Raw genomic sequence first — 20,401 nt, forward strand, 5'->3', positions numbered from 1 at the left:
TAGAATTTATTAGTATCAGGCCCACCGTTGCTTCCAGTCTTTTTATTGAGCGGGTGCTGTCAGCACAAGACACACTGCACCGCTCTTTATCTTGATCGGAATCATAATGATAACTATTATCAGTTGCAACAACTTCACAATTTCTTCACGCTTTGCGCATTCTTTTGTCTACACTAAGCCAACGTTTACACTTGCTGGTTAACATAATTATGCAAAACAAACCCGCCATCACCTTACAGTACTGCTCCCAGTGCAACTGGATGCTGCGCGCCAGTTGGATGGCGCAGGAGCTGCTTCACAGCTTTAGTGCCGACTTAGCTTCCGTCACCCTGGTACCGGGTACGGGCGGTATTTTTGTCATTGATATCGACGGAAAGGTTATCTGGGACCGTAAAGTGGATGGCGGTTTTCCGGATGCCGCAGAGCTAAAACGCCGCGTGCGAGATTACTGCTTCCCGGAAAAAGATCTCGGGCATCTGGAAATGAAAAGCGACTAGCCAACATAAAATGTGCGAGCAGTTTATATTTGTTGCTCGCGCATAAACGAATAATTGTCAGACAAACAGCGCCCCGCCACCTTAATATCCCTGGTCATCATTGCTATTTCACTTCCCAAAACTACCGCTGCCAATAATTCTGCACAGAGTAAATATTTATTTACCGGTTTTAATGCAACATCTTGATTCAAAATAAATTACTCTATTTAAGTGATCCGCTTCATATTGTTTAGCGTTCTCTATTAAGCCGTTTCCTATGCCCGATATGATGCGAAAAATAAACCCAATGGAGATCACAATGAATAAAGATGAATCAATCAAGGATATTGGCTTATTTACCGACGCAGATACCGAGTGCATGAAATCATTTTCACAGCTTGCAGAAATGATCGCAGGCCTGATAGGGCCACACTGCGAAGTGGTGCTGCATTCATTTGAGGATCACAACGCGTCGGTGAATAAAATTATTAATGGCCACCACACCGGCAGAACGATCGGCTCGCCCATTACCGATATGGGACTTAAAACGCTGCAATTGTTTAACAAGACTGGCATCAATAATACGCTGAGCTATTTTACGCGAAATAAAAAAGGCGAGTTGTTTAAATCAGCGACGTCGGTGCTCTTTGGCGAAGAAGGCAAAGCGATTGGGTTATTTTGCGTCAATATCAATCTCTCTGTTCCCTTTCACCAGATGCTCGAAACCCTGATCCCGGACGGTGATGAACCCATGCCTTTTACCGAACATTTCGGTGCCAGCCCGCATGAGGTTGTGTTGGAAGCGGCAAACAACGTCATCGCCAGCGTACAAAAAGACGTCATGATAACCAGCAAATTCAAAAACAAAGAGGTGGTTAACCAACTGTATAATAACGGCATTTTCGAGCTAAAAGATGCTGTGAAGATTGTCGCCGCCCGTCTTGGCATCACCCGCTACGCCATCTACAAATATCTGCGTGAACGTAAGTCCCACCAGGCTTAATGCCTTTCTTTGCGCGGCCATCATGGCTGCGCCCGGTTCATTTTTCCCTTCACTTCCGATGCCTGTTCCAGTGTACTTTGTGAACGGAAAACCAGGCGCCCCACGCTTTACGATTCATTTAATTGACTGAAAAATAATGCTTTTACATCACAATACACTCTACCCGTAAAGTAATATTGACGATAATAAGTGGTCTTTATGAAATGAATGAAAGCGAAAACGGGATTTATTTCTCAATTTCGCTTCGCTGGTTCACATTTCAAAACAGCGACAAAAAAACGTCGTTCACCGAATGTTCCATAATAAAGGGATTTATTGTCCTCTTTTTTATGCCATCATGACTTAGCACTCGCATAATCAATTGAAAATACAATATATTTTATTATTATTGTGAACTTTATCACCCGTTTTACATTATTTAAAAAAGCGCCAAAATAGAATTCCCCTCCCGCTATTCCCTTTGCCATATGTTTATCGCATGATGCGTTTGCCAAATGATTCCCGGGAAAGGGAAAGGACAATAAGACGCCTCCAGAATTAACTGGAGGAATTCGATTCGCTATAACTTTTTAAATTACAGAACTCACTGGAGATATAAAATGATCTATCCGGCAGAACCATTCCGTATTAAAAGTGTTGAAACCGTCTCAATGATTCCCCGTGATGAGCGTCTTAAAAAAATGGAAGAAGCAGGACTGAATACCTTCTTATTGAATTCCAAAGATGTGTATATCGATCTGCTGACGGATAGCGGCACCAACGCCATGAGCGATAAACAGTGGGCGGGTATGATGATGGGTGATGAAGCCTATGCAGGCAGCGTCAACTTCTATCACCTGGAAGCCACCGTACGTGAGTTGTTCGGCTTTAAACATATTGTGCCGACCCACCAGGGACGTGGCGCGGAAAACCTGTTATCACAACTGGCGATAAAACCGGGACAGTATGTGGCGGGCAATATGTACTTCACCACTACCCGTTATCATCAGGAAAAAAATGGCGCCTCCTTTGTTGATATCGTGCGTGATGAAGCGCATGACGCCACGCTGAACGTTCCCTTTAAAGGCAATATCGACCTGAATAAACTGCAAAAATTGATCGATGAAAAAGGGGCCAAAAATATTGCCTATATCTGCCTGGCGGTGACCGTTAACCTGGCAGGTGGGCAGCCGGTTTCAATGGAAAACATGCGTGCGGTGCGTGAGCTCACCAGCGCACATGGCATCAAGGTTTATTACGATGCAACGCGCTGCGTGGAGAATGCTTATTACATCAAAGAGCAGGAAAAAGGCTTTGAGAATAAGAGCATTAAAGAGATCGTGCATGAGATGTTCAGCTATGCCGATGGCTGCACCATGAGCGGTAAAAAAGACTGTCTGGTGAATATCGGCGGTTTCCTGTGCATGAACGATGACGACCTGTTCTCTCAGGCGCGTGAGCTGGTGGTGGTTTACGAAGGGATGCCCTCTTATGGCGGCCTGGCCGGGCGCGACATGGAAGCCATGGCGATTGGCCTGCGCGAAGCCATGCAGTTTGAATACATCGAGCACCGTATTAAGCAGGTACGCTATCTCGGTGACAAACTGAAAGCGGCGGGCGTGCCGATTGTTGAACCCGTTGGCGGCCACGCGGTATTCCTGGATGCCCGCCGTTTCTGCCCGCATCTGAGCCAGGAACAGTTCCCGGCGCAGAGCCTGGCGGCCAGTATTTACGTGGAAACCGGGGTGCGCAGCATGGAGCGCGGTATTATCTCCGCCGGGCGCAATAAAGAGACTGGCGAGCACCATAAACCGAAACTGGAAACGGTACGCCTGACCATTCCACGCCGCGTATACACCTATGCGCATATGGATGTCGTCGCCGATGGGATTATTCAGTTATATAAACACAAAGAGGATATTCGCGGGTTACGGTTCACTTACGAACCTAAACAGTTGCGTTTCTTTACCGCACGCTTTGAATACATTTAATGTGTTTTCCTGCCCCATGACCTGATGGGGCAGTTTTGTTTCTCGCCGATAAAAAATGATGTTCAAACTTATATAACGCTACCCTGACTATTCGCGTTGCTGCCAACGCGCGTGCAACCTGAATAACGACGGGTAGGATACTTATTCAGGAATATCTATTATGGCCCTCTCTTTATCTGAACCGATTCGTGACGCCGGGCTGACCAGCGGCGCCATGCTTGTTATTGCCACCGTGGTGGGTGGCGGTATGTTTTCACTGCCTATCGCGATGGCGGGCGTCTGGTTTCCGGGTGCCACCCTGATCCTTATCGCTATTTCACTGATGATGCTGATGACCGGATTAATGCTGGTTGAGGTGAATCTGCATTTTGATGTCGGTGCCAGCTTTAATACATTTACTCTGGAACTGCTCGGCAAACGCTGGAATTTCGTGGTCGGCCTCGCCTTCGGTTTTGTTTTATATATTCTCACCTACGCCTATATTTCCGGCTCGTCGGCGGTATTATCGAACACCATCGCCAAATACAGCGGGATGCACTTACCTTCCCCTGTGTCGATTATTCTGGTTAGTGTGATTGTCAGCCTGATTGCATGGTACAGCTCGCTGCTGGTGGGCCGCATCACCACCGTTCTGATCTTCGGTAAATTTATCGCTTTTTTCGCCACTTTTTCCGGCATGATCGGCACGATTAACATTGATAATCTGTTCGATACCGCCAGCGTCGCCTTGCCGCAAACCCGCTATTTGCCCTATGTGTTAATGACACTGCCGTTTTGTATTATCTCTTTCGGTTTTCATGGCAATGTGCCAAGCCTGGTGAAGCTCTACGGTAAAGAGAATATTCACCACATTAAAAATTCCATCATCGTCGGAACGTTATTTGCGCTGATTCTCTATATCTTCTGGCTGGCGGTGACCATGGGCAACATCAGTCGTGCCGACTTCTCGCCGATCATCGCCAAAGGGGGCAATATTGATGTGTTTGTTGAGGCGATTGGCGGGATTTTTACCAGCCGCTATATGGAATTGATTTTGACCTTCTTTGGTAACTTTGCCGTTGCCAGTTCGCTACTGGCTGCCACGCTCGGTCTGTTTGATTACATCGCCGACCTGTTCCATTTTGCCAATAACGGCATCGGGCGCTGCAAAACGGCCATTGTGACCTACCTGCCCCCGGCGGCGGTGTGCCTGTTCTTCCCCAACGGCTTTGTCCACGCCATCGGCTATGCCGGGCTGGCGTTTACCATCTGGAGCGTGATCCTGCCACCTTTCCTGGTCAAAAGCGCCCGCCAGCGCTTCGCCACAGCCGCTTACCGTGCGCCCTGCAATAATGCCACGCTTAACACCGTTATCGTCTGCGGCGGGATTGTCTATTTAACCGTTATTCTGGAAGTTTTTGGCCTGCTTCCCGTTTTTCACTGACGGGCGGTAGTACGGAGGATGGCGATGTTTCTGACGCTGCTCCAGTATCAGCAGCCGCTGTTTTGCCGGTTTACGTTGCTGCGAGTTGTGGTGACAGTTTTACGCAGCGTGGGGCTACGTAGAAAAACACGCTGCCAATAAGCAGGGCCTGCATTGCAGGCCCCGGTGGTAAAACGCTTTGCTGTGCTCGAATCCCCGCTTAACCCGGCTCGACGGTTTGGCGGGGATTACGCCTGGTTCCTGGCTGCGGTGCTGGCGCGAACAATATTACGCCCTGAACGCTTAGCCTCGTAGAGTGCGTCATCCGCCGCCTGAATCAAGCTGCCATAGTCTGTATGCACACGTTGGTTGAGGCTGGCAACACCTACGCTGACGCTCACAACGTCGCCCGGCGAACCAGAATGCGGCAGCCCCAGCGCCTGAACACTCGCACGTAATCTTTCCGCCACGACGACGGCATCAGCCGAGCGCGTTTCCGGCAAGAGCGCACAAAACTCCTCCCCGCCGTAACGAAAAAGCATGTCATAGGGGCGCAACAGTGAACTTCGCATGGCCGCCGCTATCTGTTGCAGGCACAGATCGCCCTGCTGATGACCGTAGCGATCGTTGTAGCGCTTGAAGTAATCCACATCAATCAACAACAGCGCCAGTGGTTTGTTATTACGCTTACTGGCACGCCACTCTTTCTCAATGCACAGATCGAAATAGCGACGGTTCCCCACGGACGTCAGTCCGTCGGATAACGATTGTGAGAGCAGCACATGTGCCTGTTCGCGTAACAGCGACTCCCGGCGAACGGCCATGCTGACATCGACAATCTGAATGAGGCAGTAACGCTCCACATCGCCCAGCGGGACGATAGTGATCGCCTGGCTTAAACGCTCACCGGGCTGTGCGGGTTCCGCAAACAGCGGGAAAGGCGAACGATGCAGCGATTGCGACAACAGAGCCGGTAAGTTGTGGCATATCGCTTGTTTAATCGCTACGCCAACCCGATGGTTACGCAAATCCGGAAAAACCGCGAAAAAATCCTGACCTTTGGCTTCGCTTGCCGCACGACCTGTATGTGCTTCTAGCCACGCGTTCCACAACGTAATCTTGTAGTTCGCATCAACAACAATCACGCCCAGACTCAGGGCGGAAAATGCATCCAGTAGCAGCTTGTCATTCATGGTTATCAGAGCCCGTCGGAAGCAAAACCAGATTCAACGCGTTCAATATAGAGGCTGATTTGTTCGCGCAAATCACGCAACGCCGACATGTCCAGGATAAAAGCCAGATACCCTTCAATTTCCTGACGTTCCAGCGAAAAATCGATGCGCAACATTAGCACCGACGGGTCGCTGGGGTCGTGCGACGGGTTCAGGATCTGCTCACTGGTCCCCACACGAAACACGGGCAATGAACCCTGTAACTCTTTTTGAAACATATTCGCCAGCGTGCCCACACAGGCATTGAGCACAATGTTGCCGATTTCGCTCATCGCTTCGCGTTCCATCTCACCCAGTTCATGGGCAGGGATGAGATCCCCTACCATCATGCGGACGATTTCAAAGCTGGCGGTCTCCGGAAACATCAGAATAGCTTCGGTGGCGTACGCCCCTTTGTATTGCTGGCTGATGCCACACAATGAGAGACCGGCCCCGAGCTCATCGGCCGCTTCCGAACGGGTGGTAATGCGCACCGACGGGACAGACATGCGGACTTCTTCATTAACGATGTCACTCATCGCGGCAGCCGCGTGACCCACACCGATATTGAAGATCTCCATCAGGCTGTCTGCTTCGATTTCGCTCATATCCGTCAAATCGATCATCAGTTCGACTCCAGGTTTTGCAGCATGGCGCGAATTTGCGGTTCTTTAATCGGTTTGGATAAAAAGCCCAGACCAAGCTGGTCGGCCTGCGCCTGCACGGAGTTCTGCACGTTAGCCGTCAGCAGTACGATGTGCATATCCGGGTGCGTCTCACGCAGGATAGCCGCCGCCGCAAGACCGCCCATTCCTGGCATATTGACATCCAACAGGATCAGATACGGTTTTTTGATGGCCGCCATCTCAATAGCCTGCTCGCCCGTCATCGCCTCTTCAATCTGCCACTCAGGATGCTGGCTGAGCACATACTGCTTTGAGATCATGCGTGACAACCGGCTGTCATCCACGATGAGAATATGTCTGGACATAATTTTACTTTCTCTTTTATTTATTCAACTGGCATAAAAATCACCCGACTAGCTGTGTCGGTCTTTGCACGCAGTACCGCTTATTCTCACCCTGATTGCGCAATATTTCCGTTAGGTAACACTATTCATCGGCAACAATGACGAATTAATTAGTGCCAGATTGTAAGAAGTTGCATATTGCGTGCAGCTTAGTCTGCTAATTGATGTTTTATTCGCCACAACGCCATTCTAGTGCGAAAACAGGCGGGCAATGCGCAGAAAAAAGAGGCATATGTGCAAGGCGGAAATACATTACGCAGGGTACCTCGCCGTTAAAAAGAGAAAAGCGGAGCATGGCGGCCCCGCTTTTCCCCGATGTTGACGCAATAGACGCGGTATTAGTAGAAGCCCATCGCCTTACCGCTGTAGCTCACCAGCAAGTTTTTAATCTGTTGATAGTGGCTCAGCGCGAGTTTATGGGTCTCACGCCCTACGCCGGAGTTTTTATAGCCACCAAATGCCGCATGGGCCGGATAGAGATGGTAGCAGTTGGTCCACACGCGACCGGCTTTAATGTTGCGCCCCATGCGCCATGCACGATTAATATCCAGCGTCCACAGCCCGGCCCCCAGTCCATATTCCGTGTCGTTCGCGATGCGCAGCGCTTCCGCTTCATCTTTAAAGGTGGTGATCCCGATAACCGGCCCGAAGATCTCCTCCTGGAAGCAGCGCATATGATTCTCGCCTTTGATCAATGTCGGCTGGATATAGAAGCCATTTTGCAGATGGTTATCGTGCGCAACGTGCGCGCCGCCGGTGATGATTTCGCCCCCTTCCTCTCTGGCGATATTGATATAAGAGAGGATCTTGTCGTACTGCTCGCGGGAGGCCTGCGCGCCGATCATGGTGTCGGTGTCAAAGGGGTCGCCTTTGCGGATGTTTTCCATACGCGCCACGACTTTTTCAACAAACTGCGGGTAGATAGATTCTTGTACCAGCACGCGTGACGGACAGGTACAGACTTCACCCTGGTTAAAGAAGCCCAGCACCACCCCTTCGATGGCTTTATCGATATACTCTTCGTCGCCATTGAGTACATCTTCAAAGTAGATGTTCGGCGATTTACCGCCCAGTTCGACGGTGCTCGGAATGATGTTGTCTGCGGCACAAGAGAGGATATGGCGGCCGATAGGCGTTGAGCCGGTAAAGGCGATTTTTTCAATACGCTTGCTGCGCGCCAGTGGTTCACCCGCTTCGGTACCGTAGCCGTGCACCACGTTCAGCACCCCTTTCGGCAGCAAATCACCAATTAACTCCATCAGCACGCAAATGCCGAGCGGGGTCTGTTCTGCCGGTTTCAGTACGATACAGTTACCTGCCGCCAGCGCTGGCGCCAGTTTCCAGGCGGCCATCAATAGTGGAAAGTTCCACGGGATAATCTGACCGACCACCCCCAGCGGTTCATAAATGTGATAGGCGACGGTATTGCTGTCAATTTCTGCTGCGGTCCCTTCCTGTGCGCGAATACAGCCCGCAAAGTAGCGGAAGTGATCCACCGCCAGCGGCAAGTCGGCATTCAGGGTTTCGCGGATCGGTTTACCGTTATCCCAGGTTTCCGTCAGCGCCAGCAACTCCAGATTCTGCTCAATGCGATCGGCGATCGCCAGCAGCACGTTGGAACGATCCTGCGCGCTGGTTTTGCCCCACGCGTCTGCGGCGGCATGGGCGGCGTCGAGCGCCTTTTCAATGTCTGCGGCACCTGAACGCGGGAACTCAGCAATCACTTCCCCGGTCACCGGCGTGGTGTTGGTAAACCAGCGCCCTTCTACAGGATCGACAAATTCACCGCCAATGTAGTTGCCATAACGTTTTTTAAAGGAGACTTTAGCGCCAGTCTGGCCAGGGTGAATGTATTTCATAAGATGTTCCTCTATTTTTATGGGTACAGGTGAGGCGTCGCGCCCTGTGCGGACATCTCTTCATAAGCAGCTCTTATGCCAAAACCTGCGCCGAACAGAGAAATTCTTTTATCTTTTTCTAAAACAACGCGTTACGAAATTAAAATTTTTATCATTGCTGTCGGGCAGGATAAAAAAATCGCACCGCCCTTCGCGAACTGTGTCGTCCATCGCTACACGCGGGACACTTTTATGCTACACAATTGTAACATCTCAGTTCTCCGGAGTGTGCCATGCCGCATCGCGTACCGTCTTTTACTCTCGCCCCGCAGACCACTGGCCTTCCCTGCCAACTGGAAGACTCCTGGCAGCGTAGCCTCAATTACGGGCTTCACCGCGACGACGACACCCAGCCGTGGGTGGCCAGGTCGATGCTGAAAGACGCGCGGGCGGAAAACGCCTGGATAAGCAAGTTAGTTGCGCCGCTTCTTGCCAGGCTGCAACCGGAATTGTCCAGCCATCCGTCTATTATGGTGATGTCGGATGCCACCGGCCTGGTACTGGAAACCCACGGCAATGCCGATTTCCTGCATAAAGCGCAGCGTTATGCGCTGGCGCCGGGCAATTTGTGGGGTGAACATGCACGGGGAACCAACGCCATTGGCACCGCGCTGGCTATGCAGCGCCACTGCGAGGTCTCCGGCGGTGAACACTACCTTAACCGCAATGCCGGGCTGTTCTGTTCCGCTTCACCGGTATTTCGCCCGGACGGCACCGTGGCCGGCGTACTGGACATCTCCACCCCGGCGCAACTGCCGAAACACGATGCGGCCGCCCTGATTCGCCGGGCAGTCTGCCAGATTGAGCATGCGTGGGCCGCCAGCACCGTCAGTGCCGATCGCTGGTTGCTGAGCCTGCACAGTGACGCCAGCGTGCTGGGAAGCGCTCAGGAGCTGCTGCTGATTTTTGAGCAGAACACGTTGCTGGGAGCAAACAAGCTGGCGATAGACGAGTTCTGTCTCACACCGGGACACTTTGGTGCGACAGCGATCGAGACACTGTTTCCCGGCATCACTCTTAATGCGGGTGAAACCACCCTGGAAGCCAGCAATCGTCAGCGTTATTACGCCCGCCAGACCACACCCACCCGCCGCTATATGGGGCGTGGCGTCGCCCACACGCCGGTTACGGTTGACCCGGAAAAAGAGAAAGCGCTGCGGATTATCAATGCCGGGATTGCCCTGTGTATCACCGGCGAGACAGGAAGCGGTAAAGAGCATTGCGCCCGCGAGTTACACAGCCGCAGCCAGTGGCGGGAGGGTAATTTTGTCGCCATTAACTGCGCGGCCCTGCCCGAGAATCTGATTGAATCGGAGCTGTTTGGCTATGCCCCAGGCGCATTTACCGGGGCCAACCCGAAAGGCTATAGCGGGAAATTCCGCGAAGCCCATGGCGGTGTTCTGTTTCTTGATGAAATCGGCGATATGCCACCGGGTCTGCAAACCCGATTACTTCGGGTATTGCAGGAGAAAAAAGTGACGCCGCTCGGCTCAAATACCGCCTACAGCGTCAATTTTGCGCTGATCTGCGCCACCCATCAGGATCTTACCGCACAGGTGGCCTCAGGGGCATTTCGTGAAGACCTGCTGTACCGCATTCAGGAGTTTCATCTGCGCATCCCGCCGCTGCGCGAATGGCCCGACACTCGCCAGTTTATCCATAAATTGTGGCAGGAGCTGGGCGCCAGCGCGCGTGATATTACCCTGAGCGAAGAGGCTATCCACGCCCTTGCCGCCCGCCCCTGGCCGGGCAATGTGCGTCAGTTGTTAAGCCAGTTGCGGGTATTACTGGCACTGGCGGATGACCATTCGGTGGTCCGGCTGGCGGATCTGCCCGGCGATCCCACTCCCGCCCCGGCGCCCGTTATGTTGTCTGCCCCTGCCGATGAGCAAATCGCCATCCGTGAGGCCCAGGGGAATATGAGCCTGGCGGCAAAAAAACTGGGAATTTCACGCAGTACGCTTTACCGGCGACTGGAAAAACGCCAGAGCGTCGGCAGCGTCTGAATTGCGCTTACAGGGGTGTTTCCCTTGCTCAGAACAGAGATTAGCTTTCCCTGACTGTCGGGTTATTAGAGAGGATGAATCGGTGAGCCCTGATGTGAATTGATACCTCAGGGCTCACCGTTGTGCTTAGCGTAGCGGTATCCGGTGGTGATAAACGAAAATCGTCATATCGGCGTAGACCAGCGTCTCGTCAGGTTTGCCCAACTGCGCTCTCACCGCCTCCAGGCGCGGATGGGGCGCCGTTTCCGTTTCGACTGCGGGGATCGCCACGAACTGGCGCTCCGGCGAGGTTTGCACGTAAGCATCGGTCAACCACGATCTCAGCGTCTGGGAACGGGTGCTGTCAAACTGAATATGGAAATCAACTTTATCAAACATCACCGGGGAAATATGGATTTCACCAAACGATAGCCAGTTAACGTTGTTAGATAATTTCCAGTAATCACCGTAACCGAAAGTCAGATTATTCTTTTTCAGGAAGGAGATGTAGTCGTACGTCTGGTTTTCCTGGTCGTACAACGGCTTAGTAGTAACCTGATAAGAATAGAGAGAAGAGGCAATATAAAGCGGGAATACCAGCGCAATCACGGCCTTCTTCGTGAAGGAAAAGGCCAGAACGACCATCACAATAGCAAAACAGACCGCGCTGACAAAAAAGCGGGCGCTGATATCAGCGGGAAAATCGTAGCTGATGATAAATGATGAAATAATGCCGGAGACGGTAAAGAAGCTGAACAGTGAGACAAAAATCGCCTCAGTGCCTTTCCTTAAACAAATAATAACGGCGCACAGGAACAGGGCCATCCAGATAACAAAAGAGGCGATATAGGCCAGCGGCGTGTGAACAAAAAAGAGATTCAGGCTCTTTCCTAAAAGCTGAACGACCCACGCGGCATTATCTGGCCATTGCCCCACAGGCATTAGTTTAAAACGCTGAATCGGCAAGCCCATCAGTCTTTGCAGAGCGTGGGACATGCTGATAATAAAACTCACACCCAATATGATACTGAACTTCTTAGGAAGAAGGCGTCGCCAGCTAAAATAGCCACAGGTCAGCAGTAACGGGAGAAAATACGTGGCCAAAAACCACGGGTCAGAAATAGAGGCAAAAAGCGCAATAAAGGTCGTCAGCCAGAGTACAGGTTGGGATTTTTTCTGGATATTGAAGAACGCCAGCGCAAAAACCAGCACCCCAAAGAAATTGGTAGAGTAATGCGAAAAAGGATGTGCAGCGAAACCAAAGGTGTAAACGTAAGCCGGGAGCAGAATCAGGCAAATAGCCACAAGCAGTGCGTGCCAGGCTTTCGACATCGTATAAACGACAGATGCCAGAATAAAAGCGCTTAACCCCACAAATGCTGACGTAGACAGAACCAGCGGATGAATGCCGTCGCTCCCCATCAGCGCAAAAAAGAGGAAATTGACGGGATAGGTGGTGAAATACCAGTTATCCGGCGTGGGTGCCCAGTCTTTAAAAGCGGAAAACCCCTCGGTAAGAAACGCCCGCCAGACCAGAGGACTATTGGCAGAGTCCGGGTCCAGGGAAAAATAACGCATTGTCAAAAAGTAAGAACCACCAAGGGCAATAATTAACAACAACAGAAAGAATCCGACTTCTTTCAGGCTAAACTTAAACATTACTTATCCTTTTTCGCGCCTTTTACAATATAGCGAGGCCTTTTTTTGGTCTCGATATAAATCCGACCAATATACTCACCCAAAACCCCAATACCAATGAGTTGCACACCGCCCAGGAACAGGATCGATACAAGTAACGACGGATAACCGGCCACCGCATTTCCCCATATCAGCTTATCGATAATCATCCAGGTTCCATAAAGGAATGAGAGCGCGGCGACCAAAAAGCCAAGATAGGTCCAGACCCTGAGCGGTAAGGTAGAAAAGCTGGTAAAACCTTCCAGCGCCAGGTTCCATAATTTCCAGCCGTTAAATTTCGACTCTCCGCGAACCCGTTTTGAGCGGGTATACTCGACCACCGCTACCTCGCCCTCAACCCAACTCAATAAGCCCTTCATGAACAAATTGCGTTCCTGTAGCAGCTTGATATTTTCGACCGTTTCACGTGACAACAGACGAAAATCCCCTACGTTCTCTTCAATCTTCGGTGAACTTATTTTGTTGTGGATCCGGTAAAACCAGCCGGCAGTTTTACGTTTGAAATGGCTGTCACTGCTTCTGTCGCTACGCTTGGCAAGGACCACGGACCAGCCTTCCTGCCATTTGTTAATAAGTTCAGGAATAACTTCTAACGGGTCCTGAAGATCCACATCAATTGGGATAACCGCATCCCCCGTGGCATATTCGAGCCCTGCCAGCAATGCGGGTTCCTTACCAAAGTTACGGATGAAGTTAATCGCGTTAACGCCAGGATCTGCCTTCGCAAGCGCATTGATAATCTGCTCCGTGGCATCTGTACTGCCATCATTAATAAAGACAATTTCAAGATCGTATTCAGAAAGCGTCTCTTTCGCCGCCTGATAGAAAACAGGAATGGCGTCTTCTTCGTTAAAGACGGGAACAACCAAAGAAATCTTCACTTTTTCACCCTGAAGACAATGAATCTGGAGTAGATAAAACCGAAAACCAGACTGATAGCAGAAAACGCTACGAGTGTAATCACGGGGTTAATATGCGCATGATCGGCCAGCTTACCGACGCCCGCCGCCATAGCCCCCATAAAAATGACATACAACACGTAGCGAACGGTCGTCGCCTGGGCTTTGAATGTCCAACGGGCGTTAACAAAAAATGAAAACGTCACGGCGACACAAAAGGCAGCAAGATTGGCTATCGTCTGGCTGGCACCTGCAAAGAACAGAATGGCGAACACCAGCCAGTGGAGAAGCGTATTGATCACGCCCACGGAGGTGTATCGGACGAACAGTTTTAGCATAAGAATAGCCAGGGTTACCCTGGGCCAGGTCAGGTCGCTGTTTGGGCAGGGATTTTAGCAGTTGCCGCCATAGAGTGAAAGCCAGGATCAGGTAGCACGCAGTATGACGAGGCGAGGAAATTCGTCGGGGATGGATGGTTTTGTGGGGTATAGAGGGTTCACAAAATGCTGCACTGTGTTATTCGCGATGGTCGATCATAACAGCGCTTAGATACGCCGGATTAATTTCAAGAGTCCCTCACAGATTTGCCGCTTACATACATCTTTCAAACAAATGTAAATCCAGGCTTGAACCGGTATTTCTTTTAAAAAGCGCATTTTTTTAATAAGTTATAAACTTACAAACATTTACACAAAATCGTTTTCACACAATTTTTGTGCGTGTAATAGTCAGCGGGCACAAGATGCTGACGCCAAACAAGAGGGATTTTATGTTAAGCATCAGAGCATTAACTTTTTTTGAAATAGCTCAGGTGAGTGGTGGTGGCAATGCGGCTGTATCAAACATTGGTGCGACCTGTGATTTCGATTCTCATTCCAGCTCACGCTCAGGAGTACCGTTTAGGTGATGAGCAAAATGAATTTTAATTTAACTGACTCGCTTACTTATCTGGCAAAAATCATTCTGGTTTTGCTGTTGAGTTACACTGTTTATAATCAGCTTAATAATGGATTGCAATGCAGTAACAGTCACAGCATTGCAAATATACTAATTTATATGTGCCTGGTTAGCGGTATTATTTCGGTATCAAATACAGTAATTAATACAGTAGCAATGCTATTCAACAAAAAATCGATCAAAGCACCTCCTCAGTAACAGATTTACCATAACATACGAAAAGCGCCCACATCATACGGACAAGTTCCCGCCGCTCCCTGATAGTCCCTTTATCTGCACCGGGCCACTCTAAAGCAGAACCCGCCACATAAACAGCAAAACCCGCATGACCACGTACTACTCACAACATTCCAGCTTTTATCTCAAAGGCGACGGGTTGAAAGAGGCGGGATTTGAGACCGGGCGCAGCGTAACCGTGAAGATCTCACAGGGGTGCATTATGCTGATGGTGAACTGTAACGAGGTACAGGAGTTGCGCGAGCAATTTTATCAGGTTAAACAGGTCGTTAAGGGGATTAAGAACGTGATTGTTTAGTGAATTAAACCAAAGCTAGCTAATTAAAGAACCGGGTAGATTTTATAATCTTCCCGGCTTTGGTTACTTATGGCATCAGTTTTTTAATATCTTCAACAGTCAAACTAAAATTATCCATAGTATTTTCATTCAATCCCAAACTAAATTTATTATCTATTTTTTTCAACCAACAATAAAACCCAATAAATATACTCTCATTTTCCCCTGTCAACTCCATAAAACCAGAATCAGTATGTGACAACTCTAATGATCTTATTATGGATTTAAAAACATCTTTGTTTTCTGTTAAGTCATCAGATTCAACGGTCATTAAAAAACTAATTATCAATAGCTCATCCGATATATCCATTACTGTAGGAAGAGATGAGACTTTATCCTTTATTTCTTGTAATTTCATATTAATATTTCAATAAGATGAACCATCAAGAGGAATATGGGCACCATTAGGATCTGATTTAAACGTTCCCCATGTACCATAAGTTCTAAAGACCTCTCCAGCTGAAGTATTTTTCATACTTACTGTTGGTCCATTTGCAGCATTGAAGTTAGGGAATTTGGCTGCCGCTAATGGATTAGCGCCACGACCATGTACGGTATAACTACCTGCATCGTATTTAAATCCAGCACTAGGGAATTTTACTGGATCATGTCCCCATGTATTAGGAATACAGACTTGACTTGCCCAGGCATCAATATCGGATTTATTAATTCTACCATTATTTACTAATTCAGAAGGATCGTTTGGTCGTTTAGTAAAAGGTCCAGTCTCATTATTTCGCTAACGATTTGATTTACTGTCAAAAGAACAACTTAATCCAAGCGGTTCGATCCAACTAAGCGGATTAGGCGCATCCGGCGCATACCGGTAAAGGTTTATCCCCCGCCAGCCCTGCCGGGTCCTGCCGGATAAACCTGACGCTCTCCGGGTCATAATAACGGATAACAACGAAGCATAGGAACTGCGCAGGTAACTTTTTTCAGTTTAAACAATTATTTAAGAGGATGTGGAACGAAACGTTTAGTGTGCCGAACGAGAGTTAAAAAAATAAAATCCGGGAGGTTTAATTTATTTCCCGGCTTTTATTTTAATATTATTTGTTTTATCCATGAATTAAATTCCTTTACTAAATAAGGATCTTGCTTTTCTAATAATATTTCTTGCAGATATAGACACGTATCTTTATTTCCCATCTCAATCACGTATAAAGCAATAGAGTCAACAATGTCGTTGTCAAAAGAATCAATAGCCACACAATATATTTTTATTAAATCTCTCAAACCATCATTAACATCAGCTTCTAGCTTATTTAAAGCTTCATTATATTCATGTCTGATATTCATAAAATCTCACATTAATTATACGGGAGGTATCCCAAAAATCTTGGAATGTGAGCATCCGCGTTATGTATTGATTATCTTGAATTAAAAGGCCTGCAGTTTACCATAGAACTTTACAAGCTAATAAGTTTCGCAACAATCATACCCCATTAGATAATGGGGTGAAATGTTTTTCAAAAAATCTTTTAAGTAATATCCACTTCCTTTACCAATCCATTAATAAAGTTTCCAAATGAATTTGTCAGAAACCTTTGAAGGTTTATGTGATTCTCTTGCACAGTCAAATCTTCATCAAAAGAATCGGTTGCATAATATATAATAGAGTAATTATCTAAATCTAAACAGAAGAAATTCCCACCCCAGTCATTTGCGAAAGGAAATAGATTTTTAGGGATGACATTTCTTTCCAACATAATGATGTAGCAACCATCGATTAAAGATTTTGGATCGTCATTTGTCTGATTATTATAAACAAATGGTTTAAAACTTGCCACTTCTATCGGCTCAAAGTCATCATCACTATCCCACCAATTTTTATCTGGAACACCACCATTAAATTGTAAATAATGTAAAACAAAATCTTCAGGAAGGATGATAGATAGTTTCTCCTCAACTTTGCAAATATCCGTGCGTCCAATTTTCTTTTCACATTTACTGAAATGATTCATAATTCTATACCTCAATTGTGGCCGCTTGTTCGTAATTTTTCGGAACACGTTCTTTCAACCGGCTCTTGGAGTGAGAGACATCAATAGCTTCCTGGGAACCATATTTAACACCAAAACGTTTTTCGAATTGTGAGACTGAAGCTTTATGTGAGAAAGTAGCTTGATGTGCAAATGTTTTCACTATTTGCATGGTTGTCTTTCGTGTGACCGGATCAAAATCATCGATATGATGCCATGTATATCCGGTCGCTTCACTTTTAGAAATACCAGCCAACTTGAAAGCTTCGGTGAAATCTCTATCTCGCGTTCCTTGCATTGCAATAGTTACAATATTCTGTTTTGTTCCATTAATTGGGAAGAGATCTGGGCTCCCTGTAAAGTCGCCCCCTTTAATGCCAACCCCCACGGATCGATCCAGCTCAACGCATTCGGCGCATACTGATAAAGGTTTATCCCCCCCGCCAGCCCTATCGGATCAGAACATACAATCTAACTAAGGTTTGGATCATACCGCCAGTTTCGGTCGTACATCCCTGAAATCACCACGTTATAGTTCATACGCTAACACCATACCCCGATAAATTGAACTATGTGAACAATGCTTATTTTACTATCTAATCAACATGTTAAATACAAAAATATCATACCCAAAACACAGCGCTGTCTTAAAGTCGGTTATGTCAGCATTTGCCGCACCAACCGTAAAACCAAAGTCCCTACCGGATATTCGCGCAGTCCCAGCCTGCACCTTAAAGGTGACTGGCTGAAAGAGGCGGGATTTGACACCGGGCGGGGCGTGACGGTGAAGATCTCGGAGGGGTGTATTGTGCTGATGGCAGAAGGTAACGAGGTGCAGGAGTTGAGGGAACAACTTTACCAGGCTGAACAGGTGGTTAAGGGAATTAAGGACGGGATGTTTAGTGTATTAAACGAGAGTTAAATAATAAAAGCCGGGAAGATTTAATTTTCTACCCGGCTTTTATTATGTTATTACCTCCATCTTGCTAGAGGAGAGTTGTTACAATATTTCTCCAGTGATTTATCATCGAGAATATTTTTTTCAAATAATGGTGAAATTATTTCATCCAATATTTCAAAATCTTCCTGACAACCTGTGTTGTCAAAAAGGAGAAGTAACGCATCCTGCACAAGACAAAACTCACTTGAGTCATTTGATTTTATAATAAACTCAATAAGTTCAGATTTTATCTCTTTATTTGCAAGATATTCATCCTCTTCAGATAGATATTCTTCACTATAAAAATCATTCAGTTTTTTTGATAAGTTTTTTAATTGAGAAAATAATTCTTCGTTCATTTAATAATCTCATACGAACCAGATGGGATACCGTTAGTCAGGATTACTTCTTTATCTTTCCTGGCATATCGAGAAGCCTTACCAGATAATCCTTGTCCATTACTAACATCAATAATTTCATTATCTGGTATTTTTGATAAATCTATTTTTACTTTACTGTCATTTTTATTATAAAAATCTGCGGTGCTTTCTTTTTTCGTAGTAGATATCAGTTGAGTTGATAGCTTTCCATTTTCAATATGCTCCTGTACAGAATAGTTGGCATGAGGATCTTTTGGCGGAATCTTCCCCCCTCCCTGCGCACATTTTTTCTGTCCTTTAGTCAACGCACGAAAAACATATCCAATATGAATTTTACTAAGACCTAGCGGATCGATCCACGATAACGCATTCGGCGCATACGCATAAAGGTTTATCCCCCCCGCCAGCCCTATCGGGTCTGGATGCGTAATCTATCCATTTTAAGGATCGTACCGTCAACTTCGTATATAAATCACCAAAACTTTTTCATCATAGTTCATAAATTATTTCCGTACCCTTATAGATTTTTCTATCGTACTCAACTATGGCGATCAAGCAGCACCACTAATGTATGAGAATCAGCGCATTAAATATGAATAATCATGCACTATTTAACCCAAAGTCGCATAATATTAGCTTTTCCATTTTTCACCTCTAACATAAGCTATCAGTTCATCTTTGTTTTGTGGTTCATCAGGAAACTTCATAAAAGAATCATAACTACAATGACCAATAATAGATAACTCTATATCTCCCAAATAGTCAAAAGCGGCCTCAGATATTTCTTTATAATCCAAATCAGACAGATTGTTTTTTATATATAAAAATGTAAAATTATAAATCCGTTCTCTATTCCATTTAGAGCATATTAATCTCTCAAAAAAAGAGTCCATCAGTTTTTGCGAGTCAAGGACATTATTCATGCCCCACGAATAAATTATTTTTTTAAAAGTAGAAAATGCTTCTTTCTCATCAATAATAAGCTTATTCATTTATACACTAATCCCATTCAATTTGGTTGAGTAGTTTTTGGTATTCACCAAATGTCATATCTCTGGATGGGTATATAGATATATGAGAACCATGATCGTTAATAGCTCCTAATCCATCTGGTAATTTATCCAAATCTGTTACAGCATTCACAGTGCCTCGTTTAGGATCAACAGGTAAAGGAACTTGACTACCACTTAAGCCCTGTTTTCCAGTATAACTTGGACCAACCATATCATCTGCACTATTTACGCCAGAAAAATCATGAAACTTAGGATTACTACCTTCTGTTCTGGCTCCTTTTTGGGTACCATTAGGAGCCCCATCTAACGGACTATTAACATAATTCCCATTATTATCTTTCTTCATTGTTCTAAAACATGCTGTCAACCCTAATGGGTCAATCCATGATAGCGGATTCGGCGCATATTGATATAAATTCAGGCCGCCTTTCAGCCCTATCGGGTCCTGCTGGGTAAACCTGGCGCTATCCGGGTCGTAATAACGGAACAAATTGTAGTGCAACCCGGTCTCCCGATCCAGGTATTGCCCCTGCATACGCAGGTTCTGCGCATAGCCCATCTCCTGCGGTATCGACTCGTGCAGCAGTTTACCCCACGCGCTGTTCTGCCCTTCCCAGCGGATATGTCCTTCACGGTCCGTCATCCGTTCCGGCGTACCGTTTGGCTGACAGTGGAACCAGAAGATATCCGGATCCTTCGTGCCATCGATACGCGCCAGCGGTTCATAACTTTCCGCGTCGCTATAAACATAAGTCAGGGGCACATCGTCGTGAATTTCCTGCAACAGGCGAAAACCTTCCCACAGGAAACGTGTCGTCACCTGCTTTCCTACAGGCCTGCCACCACATCGGTTAACCAGTGCTCGCCGTCGTAACGATAGTGCCAGCGCGTCAGACCATTATTCTTCTACACGGCGCGGTTGTGAATGTCGTAACGCCAGCGAATGCCGCTCTGGTTCACCAAGCGTTTATTGGCATAGC

At 47.2% G+C, this 20,401-nt stretch carries 21 protein-coding genes and 1 pseudogene; 7 read left to right on the plus strand and 15 right to left on the minus strand.

All coding sequences use genetic code 11. The features are described 5' to 3' along the window. Positions 1-209: 209 nt before the first annotated feature. The 4 genes from ABU190_RS07000 (at position 210) to ABU190_RS07015 (ending at position 4,872) form a co-directional block, all read left to right on the plus strand. On the plus strand, positions 210-497 hold the full coding sequence (locus ABU190_RS07000) for a SelT/SelW/SelH family protein (RefSeq protein ID WP_354690852.1): 288 nt from the start codon (positions 210-212) through the stop codon (positions 495-497). Between the two features lie 298 nt (positions 498-795). Continuing rightward, complete coding sequence (locus ABU190_RS07005) at positions 796-1,479, plus strand: PAS domain-containing protein (RefSeq protein ID WP_354690853.1); 684 nt, start codon at positions 796-798, stop codon at positions 1,477-1,479. A 599-nt stretch (positions 1,480-2,078) separates the two neighbouring features. Continuing rightward, positions 2,079-3,449 carry a tyrosine phenol-lyase gene (locus tag ABU190_RS07010; protein WP_107224555.1) on the plus strand — a complete coding sequence of 457 codons (1,371 nt, stop codon included), beginning with the start codon at positions 2,079-2,081 and terminating at the stop codon, positions 3,447-3,449. 160 nt (positions 3,450-3,609) lie between these two features. After that, positions 3,610-4,872: an aromatic amino acid transporter gene (locus ABU190_RS07015; RefSeq protein WP_354690854.1), complete on the plus strand. Its 1,263-nt coding sequence runs from the start codon at positions 3,610-3,612 to the stop codon at positions 4,870-4,872. Positions 4,873-5,099: 227 nt separating this feature from the next. Here ABU190_RS07015 and ABU190_RS07020 read toward each other — a convergent pair whose 3' ends face one another. The 4 genes from ABU190_RS07020 to ABU190_RS07035 form a co-directional block, all read right to left on the minus strand. Beyond that, entirely contained in the window at positions 5,100-6,044 is a 945-nt protein-coding gene (locus ABU190_RS07020) for a diguanylate cyclase (RefSeq protein ID WP_354690855.1), read from the minus strand. Positions 6,045-6,049: 5 nt separating this feature from the next. After that, the gene (locus ABU190_RS07025; protein WP_039079419.1) at positions 6,050-6,688 is read right to left on the minus strand and encodes a chemotaxis protein CheC; all 639 of its coding nucleotides are present in this window, start codon (positions 6,686-6,688) and stop codon (positions 6,050-6,052) included. Further along, a complete protein-coding gene (locus ABU190_RS07030) occupies positions 6,688-7,053 on the minus strand; it encodes a response regulator (protein WP_223878705.1) in 366 nt (121 codons plus the stop codon). The genes ABU190_RS07025 and ABU190_RS07030 overlap by 1 nt, the downstream gene beginning before the upstream one ends. A 377-nt stretch (positions 7,054-7,430) precedes the next feature. Next, a complete protein-coding gene (locus tag ABU190_RS07035; protein WP_039079421.1) occupies positions 7,431-8,951 on the minus strand; it encodes an aldehyde dehydrogenase family protein in 1,521 nt (506 codons plus the stop codon). A 272-nt stretch (positions 8,952-9,223) separates the two neighbouring features. Here ABU190_RS07035 and ABU190_RS07040 point away from each other — a divergent pair, with 272 nt between their 5' ends. Then, a complete protein-coding gene (locus ABU190_RS07040; RefSeq protein ID WP_354690856.1) occupies positions 9,224-10,996 on the plus strand; it encodes a sigma-54-dependent Fis family transcriptional regulator in 1,773 nt (590 codons plus the stop codon). Between the two features lie 126 nt (positions 10,997-11,122). Here ABU190_RS07040 and ABU190_RS07045 read toward each other — a convergent pair whose 3' ends face one another. The 3 genes from ABU190_RS07045 to ABU190_RS07055 are packed head-to-tail and all read right to left on the minus strand — an operon-like array spanning position 11,123 to position 13,910. Then, positions 11,123-12,634 (minus strand): hypothetical protein, encoded by a 1,512-nt coding sequence (locus ABU190_RS07045; protein WP_354690857.1) that lies wholly within the window; start codon positions 12,632-12,634, stop codon positions 11,123-11,125. Beyond that, positions 12,634-13,554: a glycosyltransferase family 2 protein gene (locus ABU190_RS07050; protein ID WP_039079423.1), complete on the minus strand. Its 921-nt coding sequence runs from the start codon at positions 13,552-13,554 to the stop codon at positions 12,634-12,636. The genes ABU190_RS07045 and ABU190_RS07050 overlap by 1 nt, the downstream gene beginning before the upstream one ends. Further along, positions 13,551-13,910, minus strand: coding sequence for a GtrA family protein (locus ABU190_RS07055; RefSeq protein WP_354690858.1), 360 nt, complete (start codon positions 13,908-13,910; stop codon positions 13,551-13,553). Before ABU190_RS07055 ends, ABU190_RS07050 begins: the two co-directional genes overlap by 4 nt. A gap of 944 nt (positions 13,911-14,854) precedes the next feature. Here ABU190_RS07055 and ABU190_RS07060 point away from each other — a divergent pair. Next, a complete protein-coding gene (locus ABU190_RS07060) occupies positions 14,855-15,064 on the plus strand; it encodes a SymE family type I addiction module toxin (protein WP_354690859.1) in 210 nt (69 codons plus the stop codon). Between the two features lie 67 nt (positions 15,065-15,131). On the opposite strand, the gene ABU190_RS07065 is transcribed toward ABU190_RS07060, so the two are convergent. From ABU190_RS07065 to ABU190_RS07080, 4 genes are all read right to left on the minus strand, one after another. Further along, positions 15,132-15,461 carry a hypothetical protein gene (locus ABU190_RS07065; RefSeq protein WP_143348904.1) on the minus strand — a complete coding sequence of 110 codons (330 nt, stop codon included), beginning with the start codon at positions 15,459-15,461 and terminating at the stop codon, positions 15,132-15,134. A gap of 683 nt (positions 15,462-16,144) precedes the next feature. Then, positions 16,145-16,405: a hypothetical protein gene (locus tag ABU190_RS07070; RefSeq protein WP_317087583.1), complete on the minus strand. Its 261-nt coding sequence runs from the start codon at positions 16,403-16,405 to the stop codon at positions 16,145-16,147. A 182-nt stretch (positions 16,406-16,587) separates the two neighbouring features. Then, positions 16,588-17,070, minus strand: a complete 483-nt coding sequence (locus ABU190_RS07075) for an SMI1/KNR4 family protein (protein WP_354690860.1) — start codon at positions 17,068-17,070, stop codon at positions 16,588-16,590. A 4-nt stretch (positions 17,071-17,074) separates the two neighbouring features. Continuing rightward, positions 17,075-17,476 carry an HNH endonuclease gene (locus tag ABU190_RS07080; protein ID WP_354690861.1) on the minus strand — a complete coding sequence of 134 codons (402 nt, stop codon included), beginning with the start codon at positions 17,474-17,476 and terminating at the stop codon, positions 17,075-17,077. A 192-nt stretch (positions 17,477-17,668) separates the two neighbouring features. Between ABU190_RS07080 and ABU190_RS07085 the strand changes: the two genes are divergently transcribed. Continuing rightward, entirely contained in the window at positions 17,669-18,010 is a 342-nt protein-coding gene (locus ABU190_RS07085; RefSeq protein WP_354690862.1) for a SymE family type I addiction module toxin, read from the plus strand. Between the two features lie 50 nt (positions 18,011-18,060). Here the strand turns inward: ABU190_RS07085 and ABU190_RS07090 are convergent, their stop codons facing one another. The 4 genes and pseudogenes from ABU190_RS07090 to ABU190_RS07105 form a co-directional block, all read right to left on the minus strand. Further along, positions 18,061-18,387 (minus strand): hypothetical protein, encoded by a 327-nt coding sequence (locus ABU190_RS07090; RefSeq protein ID WP_354690863.1) that lies wholly within the window; start codon positions 18,385-18,387, stop codon positions 18,061-18,063. Next, positions 18,384-18,713, minus strand: coding sequence for a hypothetical protein (locus ABU190_RS07095; protein WP_354690864.1), 330 nt, complete (start codon positions 18,711-18,713; stop codon positions 18,384-18,386). The genes ABU190_RS07090 and ABU190_RS07095 overlap by 4 nt, the downstream gene beginning before the upstream one ends. Positions 18,714-19,040: 327 nt before the next feature. Then, positions 19,041-19,400 carry a hypothetical protein gene (locus ABU190_RS07100; protein WP_354690865.1) on the minus strand — a complete coding sequence of 120 codons (360 nt, stop codon included), beginning with the start codon at positions 19,398-19,400 and terminating at the stop codon, positions 19,041-19,043. Between the two features lie 382 nt (positions 19,401-19,782). Next, positions 19,783-20,372: pseudogene (locus ABU190_RS07105) on the minus strand (RHS repeat-associated core domain-containing protein); the annotation flags it as partial. Positions 20,373-20,401 lie beyond the last annotated feature (29 nt).

It is taken from the genome of Phytobacter sp. RSE-02, from assembly GCF_040578655.1.
Classification (GTDB): Bacteria; Pseudomonadota; Gammaproteobacteria; order Enterobacterales; family Enterobacteriaceae; genus Phytobacter; species Phytobacter diazotrophicus.